This is a genomic window from Amycolatopsis sp. NPDC003676, assembly GCF_053587275.1.
Window position 1 is genome coordinate 1 of record NZ_JBSFNS010000041.1, and the last position, 19483, is coordinate 19483.

Consider the following 19483-nt stretch of genomic DNA (forward strand, 5'->3'; position numbering starts at 1 on the left):
CTTGTCAAGGCATCTTTCCCGCCTTGACAAGCACCCCCAGACCGTCAGCACACTCAAGCTTCGGGGTGCCCCACGCAACCCCCAGCGATGTTGCCGCCAGGCGACGAGCAGACTCACACATCCTCCCCAGAACGCAAAACAGCCAACTCAGTCCTCCCCCGAATCCCCAACTTCGCATAAATCCGAGTCAAGTGATACTGCACAGTCTTAACCGACAAAAACAACTCCGCAGCCACCTCCCGATTAGACTGCCCCCGAGCCACCATCCGCGCCACCGCCTCCTCCTGCGGCGTCAACAAATCCACCCCGCCGCGCGGCAAATGCACCCCACCAGCCCGCAACTCCCGCTCACACCGAGCCACATAAGTAACCGCCCCCATAGACGCAAACCCGTCCCGAGCAGCAACCAACTGCGTATCCGCCCGAGCCCGCCGCCCCAACCGACGCAAAGTCTGCCCATAAGCGAACGCAATCCGAGCCTGGTCATACCGCAACGGCAACCCCCCAATCAACTCCACCGCAGCATCAAACGCAGCCACCGCCCCCACATGATCATTACGCGCCCCCAACAACCGGCCACGAGCAGCAGCAAGACGAGCCCGCGCCGAAGCATGCTCCCGCTTCCCAGCAGCCCGCTCATGAGGAGCCAAAAACACATCCGCATCCTCAGAACGTCCGCTAAGGACGAGCGCATGCGCATAAAGATCATGCCAAGGCCAATGCCCAGGCTCATCCACCGACGTAGGCAACGTCAACCGAGTCAACGGATGCAACGCCCGCAACACCCCAGCAGAATCCGCCGCCGCCTCCGCAACCTGCGCCCGCGCCAACAAAGCCGGAACCCGCATGATCTCGTAATCCTGCGACCCAGCAGCACAAGCCAGCAACGCCTCCTCAGCCCGCCCCTGATCCCCTCGCAACGCATGCACCGCAGCCGAAGTCCAGTGCAGCAACGGCGCGGTGACCACAATCCCCGTCCGGTCAACCAGAACCAGCGCCTCCCGAACCACCCGCAACGCGTCGTCCCACTCCCCGCTCAGGAACAACGTCCGAGCCAACCAAGCCTGCGCCCACAAGGAAATCCGCGCCGACCCGCCCAAATAACTAGTAGGCACGGCACTTTCCAAATCCACCCGAGCGTCGTCAATCCGATCCGTCAGAAGATTCAGCCACCCCCGCGCCATGACGACCCGCTGCGCCTGCGCACCATGCCGAATCCGCTCGGACAACTGCACGTAATCCCGCCGAGCCTGCTTGGCCCGCCCGGAAGCAGCAAGCCCCAGCCCCCGAATAGCCGCGGCCTCCACCGCAGCAGGAGTCTCCGGCACAGCCAATTCAATGGCCCGATCCGCCCACCGCACCAGATCCTCAGCGGAGTACCGGCATAGCGCATCAAGCACATACCGCTGACATATCAACGCGGCCGTCTCCGGATCCCGCGAAGCATTGACGATATCCCAGGCGCGGCTCAACCGTCCGCCAGCTTCCGCAGCCCGACCACGCACCACCGCGAGATAGCCCAGCACCGCATCCCGCAACGGCGTCTCACGCATACTCTCGACTTCCGGAGCAAGCGCGGCAGCCCGAAACACATCGCCAGCACCGATCAACGCATCAACAGCCCGAGTAATCCGAGCCTGCCGCAGTTCAGCATCCTCAGTAAGCCGCCCAGCATCGTTGAGCAGCACCGCCGCCGTCCCCCAAGCCCCCGCCGCGGCCCGCTCGACCGCCAGCGCATCAAGCCGATCCGCGACCCCAGCGTCCGGCACCGGACTGGCCGCGACCAGCAACCGCAAACTCCGCGCCGGATCCTCGACCAGCTCCGCCGCCCGCCGCTGCAGCTTCGACCGCCGCTCCGGCCCCAGCCCGGCGAGCACAGCCGCGCGCACCATCGGATCCGGCGGCCCCACCTCCGCAAGCCCGCGCGGCGCGAGCTCGACCAACCGTGCCGCACACGTCTCGTCCAGCCACGGCAACGGATCCCCGTCGAGATCAGCCAACGACGCCACCGACCGCACCGCCGCACCAGCACCGAGCACTGCCGTAGCCGCGACAAACCGTTCCGCCGCCGGGGAAAGCTGCGAAACCCTCTCCCGGACCGAAGCAGCAACAGCAGCGGGGGCAGGCAGGTTGGGATCGAACCCAGCCCAGGTAGCCCGCGACACCTCAGTCAGCAGCTGCACCACATATCGCGGCCGGCCGAGAGTGTGCCGACACAACCGTTCGGCCATCGTCGGATGCAAAGCGATACCGCGCGCCGAGGCCATTTCGGACACTTCCGCGGCGTCCAAAGGCGGCACGCGAACCTCGTCCCCGGACATCCGGGCGAGCAGCTCCAGAACGTCCGCGCGAGCGCGAGAATCCCCGGTCGCCGCAGTGAACAGCGCCGTGACCCGCGCCGCCGGATGATGCCGCAGCAGCGACGACAGCGTCCGCACCGAGTCCACATCGGACAGATGCGCGTCGTCGACCACCAGCAACGTCCCCGGCATCAGCTCCGCCGCGATCCGCTCGGCGACCGGTAACGGCCCGCCGTCCGCAGACAGGTCTGGGAAGAGCTGCCGCAGCACGGCGAACGCGCTGCAGCTCTCCCATTCGGCCGCGGTCGCCAGGAGCACCGGTCCGGGGAACGCGTCGGCGGCCCGCCGCGCCAGCGTCGTGCGACCGCAGCCGGCCGGACCGCACAGCAGCACCGCGCGCCCCGCCTGGGAAAGCAGGCCGGCCAGCTCCTCCGCCGCTGTCGTCACGGTCCTCCCCGCTTCGCCGGATGCCGCCGTCAGCCGGGATCGCCCCCGGCCACGGGCAGGACGGTGCCGGTGACGTACGAGGCCTCGTCCGAGGCCAGGAACGCGATCGCCGCGGCCTGCTCGTCCAGGGTGCCGTACCGCTTCAGCAATGACGACCCGACGGTCTGGTCGATGTGCGCCTGGAACCACTCCCGTTCCTGGTCAGTGGCCGGATCGGGGCCGCCGCGCGGGATCCGCCGGGGCGGGGCTTCGGTGCCGCCCGGCGCGGTCGCGACCACCCGCACGCCGGCATCGGCGTACTCGAACGCCAGCGACGCGGTCAGCGCGTTGACCCCGCCTTTCGCCGCCGAGTACGGGATCCGGTGGATGCCGCGGGTGGCCGCCGACGAGACGTTCACGATCACCCCGCCGCCCCGCTGCGCCATCGACGGCAGCACCGCCCGGCAGGAGAACAGCGTGGTCAGCAGGGACCGGCGGACCTCGGCTTCGATCTCGTCCGGGCTGAACTCGGTGAACGGCTTGAACCGCAGCGCGCCGCCGACGTTGTTGACCAGCACGTCGATCCGGCCGAACCGGGCCAAGGCCGCCTCGACGACCGCCTGCGCGCCCGCCCAGGTCTCCAGGTCGGCGACCACCGCGGCGGCCTCGGGCAACTCGTCGGCCAGTCCGCTGACCAGGCCGGACCGGTCCGCGAGCACCAGCGCGCCGTCCTCCGCGGCGATCCGCCGGGCCGTCGCCTCGCCGATCCCCTGCGCGGCCCCGGTGACCACCACGACCTTGCCCGCGAACCGCCCCGGCGACAGGAATTTCGGCCTCTCGGCGGCACCGCCCATCGCCCGCCGGGTGGTGACCTTCGACCGTTCCGCGTGCTCGGCCACCAGCCGTCGCGCGGTCGCCCGGTCCCCGGACTCGAACGCCGCGACCAGGTCCAAGTGATCCTGCGTGCAGCGCGGATGGCACCAGGTCGCGTTGCGCAGCGTCTCGGACATGTGACCTTTCACGCCGAGCGCCTGATATGCCTGCAGCAGGTGCTCGTTGCCGGTGAGCGTGAACAGGTAGTCGTGGAAGGCCGCGTTGGTTTCGGTATAGGCGGCGGCGTCCAGGAACCGGTCACCGTCCACATAGGGCACTGTCGACTCGGCCAGCAGCCGGTATCCGGCGAGCTGACCCGACGTCAGCCGTCCGATGGTCAGTTCGAGCGCGCCCAGTTCGAGGGCCTGCCGAGCCTCGAACACCGCGTCCGATTCGTGTACCGACGGGTGTTCCTCGCCGATTTCGTACTCACCCGGCGTTTCGTCGGCCGCGGGCAGCATTTCCTGGCCCGCGATCGTGCGTGCGACCCGCGCTTCTTCCGCTGCGGACAGCACTGCTCCGGCCCGCAGCGGGGCCAGTTCGACCGTCGGGAACAGCTCCTGCCCGGCCAGCGCGCGGCCCGCGACGAACTCCAACTCCGGTTCGGGTTCCGGATCGGCGACCACCACCGGCTGCACGGGGATCTCAGGTGCTCGAACTGGTGCGGCAAGCGCGAATTTCTCGTAATAGAACCCGGTCGGCTCGAACCCGGCCGACGCGAAATGCCCCCGCACCGCCTCCACCATCGGCGGCGGACCGCACAGATACACCGCGACATCGCCGCCGTGCAGGTGCTCGTCCCGGATCAGCGTGGTCACATAGCCCTTGTTCGGCGCGGCACTCCCCGGATCCGAAACGCAATAGTCCCAGGTCAGCCCAGGAACCTCCGTGGCAAGCTTCTCCAGCGTCGCCGTCTCCACCAGATCGTCGTCGGTGCTCACGCCATACACCAGATGCGCTGGCCTGGTCACGCCAGAATCACGCATTGTGCGCACAATGGACAGAATCGGCGCGAGCCCGGTGCCCCCGGCCAGCAACAACACCGGCCGGTCCGTCTCACGCAGGAAGAAACTCCCGTGCGGCCCGGTGAACGTCAGCTCGTCGCCGGATTTCGCCCGTCCAGTCAGGTAATCCGACATGACCCCGCCCGGCGAGAGCTTCACCAGGAAAGTCAGCCGGTCGTCCTCGGGCGCGTTGCTGAACGAGTACGACCGCGTCACCTCGGTGCCCGGAACAGTGATGTTCACGTACTGCCCGGGCAGAAACGCGAGCCGGTCCCGGTCGCGGATTTCCACCGTCAACGACATCGTCGTCGGCGAAAGCCGTTCCAGTGCGACAAGAGTGCCGTGATGCTCCGCGGCCTGCGTCTTCGCGACCGCCGAGGTACTCGCGATCTGCAGCACCAGATCGGACTTCGGCTTCATGCTGCACGGCAGCACATACCCGCGCTCAGCCTCGTCCGCGCTCAAGGCGTCTTCCAAATAGGAACCGCCCTCGTACTCCCCCGATTCGCAGAACGCCTTGCAGGTTCCGCACGCACCGTCGCGGCAGTCGAGCGGGATGTTGATGCGCTGCCGGTACGACGCGTCCGCGACGGTCTGATCCGGCGCACAGGTGACGAAGCGGGTGACACCGTCCTCAAAGGACAGAGCGATCCGGTGGTTCATGACCGCCTCCGCTCAGAAGTGGTACACGTCAACGACGTGATGGATGTAGTCGTTCTTGAGCACCACCGTCTTCCGCCGGATCAACGGCGACGGCCCGGAGAAATCGATGGTGTAGAACGAGGTCCCGTAATACGGATCGACGGTGTGGTACCGGAAGTACATCGTGTGCCAGTTGAACCGCACGTCCACGAGATCGCCGTGCCGCTCGATCAGCTCGACATTCGAGATGTTGTGGCTGGTCCGCGGTTCCGGGAGGGACGTCGCGCTCGACCGTTCGGTGCGGATCCGGAACACCCGGTCCTCGAGCCCGCCCTTGTTCGGGTAGTAGATCAGCGAAATGTCGCGCTGCGGGTCCTCGGTGAGCAGATCGTCGTCGCCCCAGGAAGGCATCCAGTACACGACGTCGTCGGCATAACACTCCAGCCACTTCTCGAACTCGCGGTCGTCCAGATACCGCGCCTCGCGGTAAAGGAACTGCTCGACGTCGTGCTGGGTAATAGTCTTCTCGGCGGCCGCGGTCATCGGGTTTCTCCTCGAACAGCCTGCTCACGGGCGATCGCCGCGCGCATGGTTTCCTGCCAATACCCGTGCTGCACCGGATAAAGACCCTCGTCCTCGTTCTTCTGCCCGGCCGACACGACACCGTCGAGCCCGAGTGACGACGCCACCTCGTCCGGCCCGGTGAGCCAATGTCGCGCGCCACGGCTCATGTCGTTCCACGGTGCCGCCGTCGCCCGGAAAGTGAGCTGGCAGGACCGGAATTCCTCCAGGTCGTCCGGCGTCGCCATGCCCGAAGCGTTGAAGAAGTCCTCGTACTGCCGGATCCGCCACGCCCGCGATTCGGCGCTTTCGCCCTTCGGCGCGATGCAGTAAATAGTGACCTCGGTCTTGTCCGGCGCGATCGGCCGGAAATGCCGGATCTGCGTCGAGAACTGGTCCATCAGGTACACGTTGGGATACACGCACAGGTTCCGCGACCCGCGCACCATGAACTCGCCCTTGGCGTCGCCGTATTTCTCCTTCAGCTCCGCCATCCGCGGCCACAGTGGACGGTCCTGCGGATTGCCCGCCCAGGTCCACAGGCACAGGTGCCCGTGCGGGAACGACCAGTAACCGCCGCCGGACTTGCCCCACGAACCAGCGTCGAGAGTCTTCGTGTCGTTGGCCGATTCGCCGGTGTTGCGCCGGGCCGTGGTGGCCGCGTAATTCCAGTGCGTCGCGGTGACGTGGTAGCCGTCCGCGCCGTTCTCCGCCTGGACCTTCCAGTTGCCGTCGTAGGTATACGTGGAAGCCCCGCGTAGTACTTCAAGTCCGTCCGGTGACTGGTCCACGAGCATGTCAATCACCTTGGTGGCGTCGCCGAGGTGCTCTTCCAAAGACTTCACGTCCGGGTTCAGGCTGCCGAACAGGAACCCGCGGTACGACTCGAACCGGGCGACCTTCGTCAGGTCGTGCGAGCCGCCGGTGTCGAACGACTCCGGGTAGCCCGCGCCGTCCGGATCTTTGACCTTCAGCAGCTTGCCGTCGTTGCGGAAGGTCCAGCCGTGGAACGGGCAGGTCAGCGTGGGCCGGTTGTCGCGTTTGCGCCTGCAGATCATCGCGCCGCGGTGCGCGCAGGCGTTGATCAGGCAGTGCAGCTCGCCCGCCTTGTCCCGGGTGATGACGACGGGCTGGCGGCCGATCGTGGTGGTGAAGTAGTCGCCGGGGTTCGGCAGCTGGCTCTCGTGCGCGAGGTAGATCCAGTTGCCCTCGAAGATGTGCTTCATTTCGAGTTCGAAGATCTCCTCGTCGGTGAAGATCCGGCGGTTCGCGCGGTAGACGCCCGCCTCCGGGTCCTCCACCACCGCGTCCGCGACTACGGAAGCGGCGTGGTCCAGCATCTCGGTCATGACTCCTCCAACGGGCCTCTGATCTGCGCTGATCGGCTCCCCAGCAGGGCGTTTCCCGCACTGTGCCACCCCGTGCCCGCGGTCACACCAGGGCAAGACCCAGTCCTGACCTAGGGTGTGATTATTCGATGCCGTTTATCAATCGCACGCAAACCGCTCCTTGTCTTCACTCAATGCCGGAACTTACGGTGAGCGGGACGAGGAGCCGGTGAGGAGGCAGCCCGATGGAACTGCGCCACCTGCGGTACTTCGCCGCCGTCGCCGAGACCTGCCACTTCGGCCGCGCCGCCGAACGCCTGCACCTCGCCCAGCCCGCGCTTTCGCACGCGATCCGGCAGCTGGAGGACGAGCTGGGCGTCGCCCTGCTCAGCCGCACGACGCGGCAGGTGCAGGTCACCCCGGCCGGCCGGTTCTTCCTCGCCGAGGCCCAGCGGATCCTGGACGCCGTCGAGGCGGGTGCGCGCGGAGCCCGGCGCATCGCCGACGGCCGCCGCGGGCTCGCCCGGATCGGCTTCACCGGCACCGCCGCGCTGTCGCACCTGCCGCAGGTCGCCCGCGCGCTGCAGCACCGGCTGCCCGAGGTCGAACTCGAAGTGCACGCCGACCTGCTCACCGGCGAGCAGTGCGCACAGCTGCGCGACGGCACGCTCGACATCGGCGTGCTGCGTCCGCCGGTCACCGGCGGCGACCTCGACCTGCACGTCATCGAGACCGAGCCGCTCGTGCTCGCCGTCCCCGCCGACCACCGGCTCGCGGTGGAACCGGTCGTCGCGATGAGCGATCTGCGCGCCGAAGCTTTCGTCACCTATCCCGCCAGCTACTCCGTCGTCAACGAAGCGGTGCTGCGCAGCTGCCGCGACGCCGGCTTCACCCCGCAACGCGAGCACGAAGCGGCCGGCACCGCGGTGCTGCTCGCCCTGGTCGCCGGTGGTCTCGGCGTCGGCGTCGTCCCCGCGTCCGCGCGGGCGCTGCCGCTGGCCGGGGTCGTGTTCCGCGACCTCGCCGGCGCCGCCACCGTCCAGCTCGCGCTCGCCTGGCACCGCGACCGGGCCTCGGCACTGGTCCCGGCCGTGCTCGACGCGCTCGGCGAGCTGTTCCCCGTCGAAGTGCCCGTGTCAGGGAGGACACGATGAAGATCACCCGGGTGGAGGCGATCCCGTTCGCCATCCCCTACCGCAAACCGCTGCGTTTCGCTTCCGGCGAGGTGCACACGGCCGAGCATGTGCTGGTCCGCGTGCATACCGACGACGGCGTGGTCGGCGTTGCCGAAGCACCGCCGCGGCCGTTCACCTACGGCGAGACCCAAGCCGGGATCGTGGCCGTGCTGGAGACCGTGTTCGCCCCGCAGGTAGTCGGCCTGAGCCTGCTCGAACGCGAAACGGTGCACGCCCGGCTTTCCCGCACCGTCGGCAATCCGGCCGCGAAGTCCGCTTTGGACATGGCGATCTGGGACGCGCTGGGGCAAAGCCTCGACGTCTCGGTCACCGAATTGCTCGGCGGCTACACCGACCGTATGAAGGTGTCGCACATGCTCGGGTTCGACGAACCCGCCGCGATGGTCGCCGAAGCGGAGCGGATTCGCGACAGCTACGGCATCACGACGTTCAAGGTGAAGGTCGGCCGCCGTCCGGTTTCCCTTGACACCGCAGTGGTTCGCGCTTTGCGGGAACGGTTCGGCGCCGAGGTCGACCTGTATGTGGACGGCAACCGGGGCTGGACCGCCGCGGAATCCGCCCGCGCGATGCGGGAAATGGCCGACCTCGATCTGCTGTTCGCCGAGGAGCTGTGCCCGGCCGACGACGTGCTCGGCCGCCGCTGGCTGGTGTCCCAGGTGGACATTCCGTTCATCGCCGACGAATCCGCGGTGACCCCCGCTGACGTGACGCGCGAGATCCTCTCCGGATCGGCCACCGCGATCAGCATCAAGACCGCCCGCACCGGCTTCACGCGTTCGCAGCGCACGCACCATCTCGCGGAGGGTCTCGGGCTGGAAGTGGTGATGGGCAACCAGATCGACGGGCAGCTCGGTTCACTGTGCACTGTCGCGTTCGGATCGGCGTATGAGCTGACGTCGCGCCGTCCCGGCGAACTGTCCAACTTCCTCGACATGACCGACGACCTGCTCGCCGAACCGCTGTGCATCGCGGACGGCGAACTGGTCATCCGCCCCGGCGCCGGCCTCGGCGCCGCACTCGACCCCGGCAAGCTCCGGCACTACCGGCAAGACCGCTGAGCCGGAAACCCCCGATGGATCAAGGAGGATTCATGACTGCCACGCATTCCCCCACCGCCGCCGCGTCCGGAGCCAACGCCACCGAACGGTTCAAGAGCGACAAGCTCGCCGGCGTCGCGGGCACCCCGAAGGAGCGGGTCAGCCTGCTCGCCCGCGAGGTGCTCGAGGCCGTGCACGCGACGATCCGCAAGCACAAGGTGACCTACGAGGAGTACAACGCGCTCAAGTCGTGGCTGATCAGCGTCGGCGAGGACGGAGAATGGCCGCTGTTCCTGGACGTCTGGGTCGAGCACGTCGTCGAGGACGTCGCCACCGAGCACCGCCAGGGCAACAAGGGCACCATCGAGGGCCCCTACTACGTGCCGGACGCCCCCGAGCAGGGCGCGCGCGGTTCGGTCCCCTCGCGGGAAAACGAGCCGGGCACCGCGCTCACCTGGACCGGACAGGTCACCTCCACCACCGGTGAGGCACTGGGCGGCGCGAAGGTCGAACTGTGGCACGCGGACGCGGACGGGCTGTACTCGCAGTTCGCGCCGGACATCCCGGAGTGGAACCTGCGCGGCACCTTCACCACCGACGACGAAGGCCGCTTCGAGATCCGCACCGTGCGCCCCGCGCCGTACCAGATCCCGACCGACGGCGCGTGCGGCAAACTGATCGCGGCGGCGGGCTGGCACGCGTGGCGTCCGGCGCACCTGCACGTCAAGGTGTCCGCGCCGGGGCACGAACTGCTCACCGCGCAGCTGTATTTCCCGGGCGACGAGCACAACGACGACGACATCGCGTCCGCGGTGAAGCCGGAACTGCTGCTCGACCCCCAGCCGTCCGGCGACGGCGAGGCCATCGAGTACAACTTCGTCCTCGACCCGGCCTGATCCGGCCTGATTCGATCGGAGAACCATGCTTTACCACGTGCGGATGGACGTCCGCCTTCCCCCGGACCTGGACCCGGCGGTCCGCGACGCCCTCATCGCGCGCGAGAAGGAGTACAGCCAGCAGCTGCAGCGCAGCGGGAAATGGCCGCACATCTGGCGGATCGCGGGCGAGTACGCGAACTACTCGGTGCTGGACGTCGCCGACCACGACGAGCTGCACCAGATCCTGTCGAACCTGCCGCTGTTCCCGTACATGGACATCCAGGTGACCGCCCTCGCGCGACACCCATCCAAAGTGGACTGACTCACTCGCCGACCGCGACGATGCGGTCCGCGTGCTCGGCCAGCAGCGGATCGTGGGACGCGACCAACACCGCCGTCCCGCGGTCCGCTGCTCGGCGCAGAGCCGTCAGCACCATCTCCGCGTGCGCACGATCCTGATGTGACGTCGGCTCATCCGCGAGCAGCACCAACGGGCCCGACGCCAAAGCGCGCGCCACCGCGCCCCGTTGCTGTTCCCCGCGCGAAACCTCGCTCGGCAACCGGTCCGCCAGCTTCGCGAGGTCCAGGGTTTCCAGCAGCTTCGACCGATCCGGCGGCTCCACCGCGGTCCGCGCGGCGAAAGCGAGGTTGTCGGCGACCGTCAACTCCTCGAACAGCGCGATCGACTGCGGCACGAAAGCCAGCGCATGCCACGGCTGTTCCGACACCGGCACGTCCGGCATCGGCGGGTGCGCGGTCACGGTCCCGCTGTCCGGCGCATCCCAGCCGCCCGCGATCATCAGCAAGGTGCTTTTTCCCGAGCCGGACGGGCCGGTCAGGGCGACCAGTTCGCCCGCCATCAGGTCCAGGCTCGTGTGCCGCAGCACCGGCATCCCGCCGTGGGAACGGCTTACGTCCGACAGACTGAGCAAGGCACTCACCGGACCCTCCCGTCCACGAGTTCCACCACGTCGTCCGCCGCTTCCGCCAGCACGGGGTCGTGCGTCGCGACCACGACAGTCTGACCGGCCTCAGCCAAAGCACGGAACGCCTCCGCCACCAATCCGGCCGACGAACGGTCCAGTTGCGCGGTCGGTTCGTCCGCCAGCACCGCGTCCGGGTCGCCGACGGCCGCGAACGCGAGCGCGGTTCGTTGCTGTTCGCCGCCGGAGAGCTGGCGCGGGCGGTGACTACGACGGTCGTCCAAGCCCAGTCGTTCGAGCAGGGACAGGGAAAGGCCGGTGCCGCGCATTTTCGCGGCCAGCTCCAGATGTTCTTGCACCGTCAGGTAATCCAGCAGGTTGTCGACCGGATTCTGGAATACGTAACCGATCCGTCGCCTCCGCACCGCCCGGCGCGCCCGTGCGGACAACGCGGTGACGTCCGTGCCGCCGACCTCGACCCGGCCCTCGTCCGGCCGTTCCAGGCACGCCAGCAACCGCAGCAAGGTCGATTTTCCCGAACCGGAAGGCCCGACCAGCGCGGTAATCCGGCCGCGTGCGGCGGCGATCGAGACCTCGTGCAAAGCGGTCAGCGAACGGCCCGCGGTGCGGTAGCTGTGCGTCAATCCAGTACCTCGAACAGCATCAGGCAGTGTCACGCAGCACCTCCGAAGGCAACGCCCGCGCAGCCGCGCGCTGGGCCGCATAAGTAACGACAAGCGCGACGACCACTGCCGCCAGCAACAGCTGCCCGCCCGGCCCCCACGGCACCGGGATCACGGTGCCCGGCGGCGTCGCCGGATCGAGGTCGTAGCCCTCGGAGGTCACCGAGACCGCAATGGCCGCGAAACCGATGCCCAACGCGAAGCCGGCCGCCAGCAACCCGCCGACCTCGTAGGCGAGCGCCCGCCAGTGCGCACCCGAGGTGATGCCCATCCGTCGCAATAGGACATACGCTCCGCGGCGGGCGCGCGCCCGGGCATTGAGGTACAGCAAGAGTCCAACTAGGACAACCACACCGACCAAAGCGGACACTGCGGTCAGAAACGCGAACGTGTAAGTCACTCCGCCATACACACCGTGCGCGGTGACGTCGGTCGCGCGGCTCACTGTCCCGGACGGAACCCCGGCCTTGCCCAGTTCCGGCAGCACCTGCGCCGGATCGCCGCGCGCCCACAGCTCGCGGTGCACGCTCTCTCCGGCGAACTTGGCGAGAATGTCCTTGCGCAGCAGCAATTCGGGGAACCCAGCGCTCTTCCCGGGCAACTGCGCCACCGTGACCACGCGCAGCGGCAGGTCCTTGCCCCCGATGCTGAGCGTCGCCTGCTCGGGCGCGTCCGGGACTCCCGCGATGACACCGACCGCGGTGTCGCCGGACATCTGGTCGAGCAGCTCCGACAGCGTCGGCCCGCTGAAGTGGTCGTCCCAGAACGCGGCGGAGCCGAAGGTCGCCGGGTCGACGCCGAGCACGTTCACCGTCTTGGCGCCCAGGTACGCCGAGTCGTAGCGATCGACCAATGTGGACTGTCCACTGAGGCCAGCCGGAATCGCGGCAGGACCGGTCAAATGCACGACGACGTCCGAGCCGACCACGAGCTGGCCCTCGTCGTCGAGCGTGCGCTGGACGGATCCGGTGACCGTGGTGGCGAAGATCGAAAGCGCCACCGGTACCGCGGTCGCTCCGACCAGCACGGCTGCCGCGGCCGGTGCCGAAGCAAGCCGCCGCCAGGCCAGGAACGCCACCGCCCGTTCTCGCCGTACCGCACGGATCCGGGGCAACGTCAGCCGCACGACCCGGGTCACCAGCATCGCCAACCCCAGCACCAGCAACAGCGGCACGACAATCAGCCGAGGCGGGATCCGCGCGACCGAACCGGCCTGGCCGAGCCCGGTCTGCGTACCGTCGCCGAGCGCGAAGTAGCAGACCACCGCAGCGACCAGCGGCAGGATTTCCCACGGCAGATGCCGGATCCGCGACGTGCGCGCGTCGAACATCGCCCGCGTGCGGAGGACGACCGAACCGGCGATCCCGGCGAGCGTCGCCAGGAAAGCGACCGCCGCGCCGCCGATCGAAGAGCCCAGCGCGGACGACGTCACCAGCGGACTCGGCCCCAGCGCGCTGACCAGCCCGCGCGCGGCGAACCAGCCGCCGATGGTGCCGAGCAGCGCGATGGAACCCAGCTCCAGCAACGCTTTCCCGGCCAGCGCGCCCGGCCCGGCCCCGCGCGCGGACAGCACCGCCAGCTCGGCCCGGCGGCGTTCGACCCAGAACGACCCGACCGTCACCGAAATGACCAGCCCGGTCAGCGATCCGGCGACGCCGATCGGCACGACCGTCGCGGCGAGCGAGGATTCGACCTGGTCAGCCCGGTCGGCGATGCCGCGCAGCGACGACGTGAACTGCATCCGGCCGCGCTGCGCGAACAGGTCCGGCTGATTCTCGGTGCGCGTCCTCACCTGTTCCAGGCCAGCGATCGTGGCGGGCGCGTTCTCCGTGGTCAGGCCGTCCTGGTCGACCGAGGCTTCGAGGTAACTGCCGACGCCCGAGTCTGCCGGGGTCAAGCCGAACAGCGCGTCCCGAGACACGAACGCCACCGGGAACACTGGCGCCTCGCTCAGCGGATTCGGCCGGTACAGCGATTGCAGATGGCACCAGAACGGCTGGTCAGGCAGCTCGCGCAGGTCCCGGTACACCGCGGCGACCGGCATCGTCGCCACCGGCGCGCCCGGCGGCACGCCCGTCCTCGGCGCCCAGCCGCCCTGGATCGCGACCTGGTCGCCCGCGTGCAGCCCGCGCGCCTGCGCGAACTGGCTCGACACCCAGACCCCCTGGCCCTTGCCGCCCTCCAGGACCTGCAGGTGTGACGCGAAATCGTCCTGGTAGACCAGCCACGTCGCGGACTGTTCCGGATTCGGCGAGCCCGGCCGGACCGGGTTGACCTTCGCGCTGCTGGAGAGCGTCGACCGCACGCCGGACAGCCGCGGCACCTGCCGAGCAGCGTCGCGGGCGGCCGCGAGCCGGGCGTCGTAGAGCGCTTTCCCGGCCGGCCCGGTGTCTTCGGGATACGGCCGCGACATCGGCAGCCCGCCGGTCCATTCCGCGCCGACCGCCCACTGGCACGCCCGGTCCATCTGGTCGTGCAGCGTCGCGTTCCCGGCCGAGGACAGGAACAACGCCACCGCCGCGGCAGGCAGCGCGACGAGCACCGCCGCCGCGATCGCGGCCACTACGACCGCCGGTTGCCGCCACCCTGTTCTCGGCGCCCGCGTCCACGGCGTCGCCCCCCACCCGCGCATCTGCCGAGTCTGCCACGATCCCGGTGTCGGCGGGGCGGTACGTGAGGGGAACCCTCATTGACTCTGATTCCCTCACGTACCCGATGCGAACAGAGCGCGTTTCCCCGAGTACAGAACGCTTACTTAGCCCGCCAAACCGGCGCGCGCTTCTCGACGAACGCCAGCGTCCCCTCGCGGACGTCCTCGCTCGTCATGACCCCGACGGCGTTCTCACGCGTGTTGTCCCAGTCGCTGTCCTCGGCCGAGATCGCACCGTCCACAATGCCCAGTGCGACGCGTTTGCTGGCCTGCACCGCCAACGGCGCGTTCGCGGCGATTTTCTCCGCCAGCGCCAATGCCTCAGTCAGCACGTCGGCGTCCGGGACCACGTGGTTCACCAGCCCCAGCGTCGCCGCGCGGGCGGCGTCCAGCGGTTCGCCGGTGAACATCATCTCCATCGCGATCTTCCGCGGGATCTGCCTCGGCAGCCGGAACACCCCGCCGGCGGCGGCGAAGAGGCCGCGTTTCACCTCGGGCAGGCCGAATTTCGCCGATTCGGCCGCCACCACCAAGTCGCTGGCCAGCGCGAGTTCGGTGCCGCCGCCGAGGGCGAACCCGTTCACCGCGGCGATCGTCGGCTTCGAAATCGGGTGCCGCACGTAGCCGGCGAAGCCCCATTCCGCATGACCGGGCGCGGCGAGCGATTCGCCGCGCGACACGGCTTTCAGGTCGGCTCCGGCGCAGAACGCCCGCTCCCCCGCGCCGGTCAGCACGACGACGCGCGTTTCCGGATCCTGTTCGGCCCGCTCCAGCGCGGTGCCGACGAGTTCGCTCAGCTCGGCGTTGACCGCGTTCATCGCGTGCGGCCGGTTGAGCGTGACGACCAGGACGTGTCCGCGCTGTTCGACGAGTGCGGCGGGAGCGTCATCGGGCATGGTCTGCCTCCTCCGCCGGTGCGAAGACCGGCACCTTCTCGTGGTCAGGATCGGGACCGGAGGGCACGAACACTGCCCGCACCGGCAGCTGCCAGAGGTCCGCGTCCGGGTCGGCGTCGAGCCGGCACCACCACCACGGTCCCTCGGCCAGCTCCACGATGCCGACGACCACGCGTTCCGGCTCGCCGCCGTCGCGCGCCCGCTTGTGCACCACCGACCACGACACCACCGTGCCGGTTCCCGCCGCGGGCGTCCACTCCAGATCGTCGTCGGGGTCCGGGACCGTGCGCGGGTCGAGGTACTCGCCGGTGCTGCGCCGCCGCAGAAGCCGGAACTCGCCGATCGCAGTGCCGTCGAAGAACGCCGCGGACTCCTCGTCGCGGGCGACTGGATTGATCCGCACTGTCATCCCTCCGTTCCGAGCACGAGCGTGCTGTGGTGGTCCAGAATGCCGCCGTTGCCGGACACCAGCACGGTGTCGTGCTTCGGCACCTGGCGTTCGCCGCCCTGGCCGCGGGCCTGGATGATCGCCTCGGACAGCGGCGTCATGCCCCACAGGTAGTACGACGACAGCTGGCCGCCGCCGGTGTTCACCGCGAGCTTGCCGTCCGGGCCGAGCATGCCCGGCGTCGCGACGAACTCGCCGCCTTCGCCCTTGCCGCAGAACCCGTAGTCCTCCAGGGTGAGCAGCGCGGTGAAGGTGTAGCAGTCGTAGATTTCGGCGACGTCGATGTCCTCGATGGTCACTCCGGCCATCTCCATCGCCGCCGGACCGGACTGCGCCGCGCCGCTCACGAGGCCGAGATTGTCGTTGCGGCGGAAGGAATTCCCCGGGTGCGCCTGTCCCCAGCCGAGCACCTGGACCGCAGGCTGGGCCATCGTTGCCGCTCGTTCCGCCGAAGTCACGATCACGGCCGCGCCGCCGTTCGACACCAGGCAGCAGTCGAGCAGGTGGAACGGTTCCGCGATGAACCGGGACGCTTGATGATCCGCCAGGGTGATCGGCTCCCGCAGCTGCGCCAGCGGGTTCTTCGCCGCCCACGCGCGCTGGGCGACCGCGATCGCGCCGAGCTGCTCGCTCGTGGTGCCGTAAGTCTTCATGTGCCGTCGCGCGGCGAGCGCGTAGAACGAGTTCGGCCCGGCGAAACCGCTGGAGCCCAGCAGACTTCCCCAGCCGGTCGGGGTCACGCGACGGCCGCCGTAGGCCGCGCCGGTCGCTTTGCCTTGCTTGAGCGGCGCGTCCGCGAACACGCAGGCGACGGTGTCGGCCATGCCCGCCTCGACGGCCATCGCGGCGTACTGCACCATCGCGCCCGCCGTCGAGCCAAACGCCTGCATTTGGGTGAACATGCGCAGGTCGCGCAGTCCTAAGTCGACTTGCAGGCTCAGGTCCACTCCGGGCGTCGTTCCGGCGGACACCAGCAGCCCGTCGATGTCCGACAGCCCGATCCCGGCGTCGTCCGCCGCTCGCCGGACCGCCTGCGCGGCGAACTGCCGCGCGCTCGGACCGTAGACTTTTCCCAGCTCAGTGAGCCCGAGGCCGGCGATTGCCGCCCTCCGGCGCGCCGGGGTCTCCCGCCTGCTCGTCATCGTCGCACTCCGTTCCCGACCGGTGGTCGCACCTCCACGTTCGCATCCCGCTGACGCGGCGTAAACGACCGGTCGGGACACCGGCAGATGAGCGCCCGCGACACGTGCCCTGATGTCCCTTGCGGAAACCTGCCGGTGTCGGAATCCGTGATGTACATCGCCGTTTTCCGCGCCCAGCATGGAAATCGGGACCCGACGACGGGAAAGGCGGTCCGGCGATGGCGATCAGCGCCGCGGAAACCGAACAGCTGCGGGAGGCGGTGCGCGACCTGCTCGCGGACCGCTGCACCGAGGCCGACGTACGCCGCGTGATGGCGACCGAGTCCGGCTACGACCCCGAACTGTGGAAGCAACTGGCCGAACTGGGATTGCCCGGCCTGCTGATCTCGACCGAATACGGCGGCGTCGGGCTGGGCGCGGAAGAACTCGAAGCGGTGTCGGAGGAAATCGGGGCGGCGCTGCTGCCGTCGCCGTTTCTGTCCAGCTCGGTGCTGACCGCGACGCTCATCGACGCGGCCGGGTCCGAAGAGGACAAACGCCGTCTGCTGCCCGCGCTCGCCGACGGTTCTTCGATCGGGACCGTTGCCGTCAGTAGCGCGTGGACCCCCGAAAGCATTGCGGTACAAGCAAACGGGACTCTCACCGGGACCGCGTCGTACGTCACCTGGGGCCAGCTCGCCGACATCATTCTCGTCGTCGCGCGCACCAGCGACGACATCGGCGTCTTCGAGGTCTCCCCCGACGCGTCCGGTTTCACCCGCACTGCGGCGGAGGTATTCGACCCGACCGTACGGCTGTCTCAATTCACCTTCGCTGATACACCAGCGCGGCGCGTTGGTACGGCAGGTTGGGAAGCTGTGCGGAAAGCCTTGGACACCACCATCATCGCGCTGGCCGGAGAACAGGCAGGCGGCGCTCGCAAGATCTTTGAGACGACCGTCGAATATCTCAAGACCCGCGTGCAGTTCGGCCGCGCGATCGGCAGTTTCCAGGCGATGAAGCACCTCGCCGCCGACCGTCTCCTGGACGTCGAATCCGCGACCTCCGCCGCCCGGCACGCCGCGTCAGAGGGCAGTCCCGGCGCGATCGCGCTCGCCGGGTTCGCGTGCGCGGAAGCGTACGAAACCGTTGCTCTGTCAGCGATCCAGATGCACGGCGGGATCGGCTTCACCTGGGAGCACCCGGCGCACCTGTACCTGCGCCGCGCCCGCTCCGGCGCACAGCTGTTCGGCAGCTCGCGGCTGCACCGGGAGCGTTACCTCGTCTCGAAAGGGGCCTGACCCATGACCACCACCCTGCCCGCCGCGGATCAGCTCCGCGAAGAAGTCCGCGCGTGGCTCGCCGCGGAATGGACCGGGCTCGCCCCGGCCGAGGATCGCTGGAGCACCACGCCGGAACGCATTGCGTGGCTGGAAAAAGTCGTCGCCGCCGGATACGCCGTGCCGACCTGGCCGGTCGAATGGTCCGGCCGCGCGTACCCGGCTGAGCTGGCCGACGTAATCGCCGCCGAGTTCGACGCCGCAAACGCACCTGGTGCGCGACAGGACAAATACAGCATCCCCGCCAACACAGTCCTCGCGTTCGGCACCGAAAAACTCAAGAACGACCTGCTGCACGACGTTCTCACCGAACGCTCCCGGACCTGCCTGTTCTACAGCGAACCCGGTGCCGGTTCCGACCTCGCCGGAGTCCGCACCACCGCGGTCCGCGACGGCGACCGCTGGATCGTCAACGGCCAGAAAGTCTGGACGTCCGGCGCGAAAACCGCGGACTACGCGCTGCTGATCGCGCGCACCGACTGGGATGTCCCGAAGCACAAGGGCCTCAGCTACTTCGTCGTGCCGATGCACCAGCCCGGCGTCGACATCCGGCCGCTGGTGCAGATCACCGGAGAATCGCACTTCAACGAGGTTTTCCTGACCGACGTCGAGATCCCGGCGGACTACCTGGTCGGCGACGAGGGCAAAGGCTGGCGCGTGCTGCAGACCGCGCTGGCGTACGAACGCTCCATCATGGGCGACGGCGCACGGGCGTCGCGGCACGGATCGATCGCCGACGACCTGGTCGAACTGGCCCGGGAACGCGGCCGCCTCGCCGACCCGGTCATCCGCGACAACCTGGCCACCGTGCTCGCGTTGCGCGAACTGAACGCGCTGAACAACGCCCGCGCGAAGGCCGCCGCCGAACAGGGCACGTCCAGTTCGGTGATGTCGCTGGGAAAGCTCGCGATGTCCGGCATCCTGCACGCTGAAGGCCGCCTCCGCACCGACATCGCCAGTCCGGAAACGCTGCTCGCCGGGGACGAGAACCCGGTCGCCGACGACGTGAACTTCCTGGCGCTCAACGCGTTTTTCACCTCCATCGGCGGCGGCACCGACCAGATCCAGCGCACGATCATCGCCGAACGCGTCCTCGGCCTGCCGAAGGAACCCGAGATCGACCGCGACCTGCCCTTCCGCGCCGTCCGTCGCAGCTGAGCCATCGAGGAGGCTGGTT

The 19483-nt window shown here is 68.8% G+C and carries 16 protein-coding genes; 6 read left to right on the forward strand and 10 right to left on the reverse strand.

The features are described 5' to 3' along the window. Nucleotides 1–113: 113 nt before the first annotated feature. The 4 genes from ACWDNU_RS23530 to benA are packed head-to-tail and all read right to left on the reverse strand — an operon-like array spanning nt 114 to nt 7155. Nucleotides 114–2747 (reverse strand): LuxR C-terminal-related transcriptional regulator, encoded by a 2634-nt coding sequence (locus ACWDNU_RS23530; RefSeq protein ID WP_449670471.1) that lies wholly within the window; start codon nt 2745–2747, stop codon nt 114–116. 29 nt (nt 2748–2776) lie between these two features. Then, entirely contained in the window at nt 2777–5266 is a 2490-nt protein-coding gene (benC, locus tag ACWDNU_RS23535) for a benzoate 1,2-dioxygenase electron transfer component BenC (RefSeq protein ID WP_449670472.1), read from the reverse strand. A gap of 12 nt (nt 5267–5278) precedes the next feature. Continuing rightward, nucleotides 5279–5788, reverse strand: a complete 510-nt coding sequence (gene benB / locus ACWDNU_RS23540; RefSeq protein WP_370936009.1) for a benzoate 1,2-dioxygenase small subunit — start codon at nt 5786–5788, stop codon at nt 5279–5281. Next, nucleotides 5785–7155 (reverse strand): benzoate 1,2-dioxygenase large subunit, encoded by a 1371-nt coding sequence (gene benA / locus ACWDNU_RS23545; RefSeq protein WP_449670473.1) that lies wholly within the window; start codon nt 7153–7155, stop codon nt 5785–5787. The genes benB and benA overlap by 4 nt, the downstream gene beginning before the upstream one ends. A 224-nt stretch (nt 7156–7379) precedes the next feature. Here benA and ACWDNU_RS23550 point away from each other — a divergent pair, with 224 nt between their 5' ends. Genes ACWDNU_RS23550 through catC form a run of 4 tightly spaced genes read left to right on the forward strand, consistent with a single transcriptional unit; the run spans nt 7380 to nt 10567 of the window. Beyond that, a complete protein-coding gene (locus ACWDNU_RS23550; RefSeq protein ID WP_370936007.1) occupies nt 7380–8288 on the forward strand; it encodes a LysR substrate-binding domain-containing protein in 909 nt (302 codons plus the stop codon). Beyond that, complete coding sequence (locus ACWDNU_RS23555; RefSeq protein ID WP_370936006.1) at nt 8285–9388, forward strand: mandelate racemase/muconate lactonizing enzyme family protein; 1104 nt, start codon at nt 8285–8287, stop codon at nt 9386–9388. The genes ACWDNU_RS23550 and ACWDNU_RS23555 overlap by 4 nt, the downstream gene beginning before the upstream one ends. 32 nt (nt 9389–9420) lie before the next feature. Continuing rightward, nucleotides 9421–10263: a catechol 1,2-dioxygenase gene (gene catA / locus ACWDNU_RS23560; RefSeq protein ID WP_449670474.1), complete on the forward strand. Its 843-nt coding sequence runs from the start codon at nt 9421–9423 to the stop codon at nt 10261–10263. A gap of 25 nt (nt 10264–10288) precedes the next feature. After that, complete coding sequence (gene catC, locus ACWDNU_RS23565) at nt 10289–10567, forward strand: muconolactone Delta-isomerase (RefSeq protein WP_037367634.1); 279 nt, start codon at nt 10289–10291, stop codon at nt 10565–10567. A 1-nt stretch (nt 10568) separates the two neighbouring features. On the opposite strand, the gene ACWDNU_RS23570 is transcribed toward catC, so the two are convergent. The 6 genes from ACWDNU_RS23570 to ACWDNU_RS23595 form a co-directional block, all read right to left on the reverse strand. Next, a complete protein-coding gene (locus ACWDNU_RS23570; protein WP_449670475.1) occupies nt 10569–11186 on the reverse strand; it encodes an ABC transporter ATP-binding protein in 618 nt (205 codons plus the stop codon). After that, a complete protein-coding gene (locus ACWDNU_RS23575) occupies nt 11183–11845 on the reverse strand; it encodes an ABC transporter ATP-binding protein (protein WP_449670476.1) in 663 nt (220 codons plus the stop codon). The genes ACWDNU_RS23570 and ACWDNU_RS23575 overlap by 4 nt, the downstream gene beginning before the upstream one ends. Continuing rightward, nucleotides 11832–14483, reverse strand: coding sequence for an FtsX-like permease family protein (locus ACWDNU_RS23580; RefSeq protein ID WP_449670477.1), 2652 nt, complete (start codon nt 14481–14483; stop codon nt 11832–11834). The genes ACWDNU_RS23575 and ACWDNU_RS23580 overlap by 14 nt, the downstream gene beginning before the upstream one ends. A gap of 119 nt (nt 14484–14602) precedes the next feature. Next, the gene (locus tag ACWDNU_RS23585; RefSeq protein WP_449670478.1) at nt 14603–15397 is read right to left on the reverse strand and encodes a crotonase/enoyl-CoA hydratase family protein; all 795 of its coding nucleotides are present in this window, start codon (nt 15395–15397) and stop codon (nt 14603–14605) included. Further along, nucleotides 15387–15806, reverse strand: a complete 420-nt coding sequence (locus ACWDNU_RS23590; RefSeq protein WP_449670479.1) for a Zn-ribbon domain-containing OB-fold protein — start codon at nt 15804–15806, stop codon at nt 15387–15389. The genes ACWDNU_RS23585 and ACWDNU_RS23590 overlap by 11 nt, the downstream gene beginning before the upstream one ends. Then, on the reverse strand, nt 15803–16987 hold the full coding sequence (locus tag ACWDNU_RS23595) for a thiolase family protein (protein ID WP_370935998.1): 1185 nt from the start codon (nt 16985–16987) through the stop codon (nt 15803–15805). Before ACWDNU_RS23595 ends, ACWDNU_RS23590 begins: the two co-directional genes overlap by 4 nt. A gap of 218 nt (nt 16988–17205) precedes the next feature. On the opposite strand from ACWDNU_RS23595, the gene ACWDNU_RS23600 reads away from it, so the two are divergent. Further along, nucleotides 17206–18267, forward strand: coding sequence for an acyl-CoA dehydrogenase family protein (locus tag ACWDNU_RS23600; RefSeq protein WP_449670480.1), 1062 nt, complete (start codon nt 17206–17208; stop codon nt 18265–18267). A gap of 3 nt (nt 18268–18270) precedes the next feature. Beyond that, entirely contained in the window at nt 18271–19464 is a 1194-nt protein-coding gene (locus ACWDNU_RS23605; RefSeq protein WP_449670481.1) for an acyl-CoA dehydrogenase family protein, read from the forward strand. Nucleotides 19465–19483: the final 19 nt, after the last annotated feature.